This is a genomic window from Saccharothrix sp. ST-888 (genome assembly GCF_000955975.1).
In the GTDB taxonomy this organism is placed as follows: domain Bacteria; phylum Actinomycetota; class Actinomycetes; order Streptomycetales; family Streptomycetaceae; genus Kitasatospora.
Genome location: NZ_JYJF01000885.1, coordinates 1 through 314, shown reverse-complemented (window position 1 = coordinate 314; position 314 = coordinate 1). Strand labels below are relative to the sequence as shown.

Here is a 314-nt window from a genome sequence, read left to right as displayed (position 1 = left end):
GTGCAGCTCGCGGGGTCGTAGGGTCAGCATGCGACGGCCCTTGGCCGCGGTGGTGCACTTGTCGCGGGAGGGACAAGGGCGGCAGTCGGCGCGGGCGAAATCGCTCACGATAGCGTCGTGGCCGTGTTGCTGGACGTGCTACCAGACGCTGACGTCCTGTTGAAGTTGGTGAGTGACGACGTCGAATGGCCCAACGACAGCACAGGGAGGCTCCACGGCCAAGCTGAGTTACGCTCCCGCTGGACCGAGCAGTGCAGCCGCACGCGCCTGCAGGCCGACGCCGCCGGGTAGGAGCAAATGCAACCGTGGTGATA

The 314-nt window shown here is 66.2% G+C and carries 1 pseudogene; it reads right to left on the bottom strand.

From position 1 onward, the window contains the following. A pseudogene (locus UK12_RS45460) lies at positions 1-120 on the bottom strand (transposase); the annotation flags it as partial. Positions 121-314: the final 194 nt, after the last annotated feature.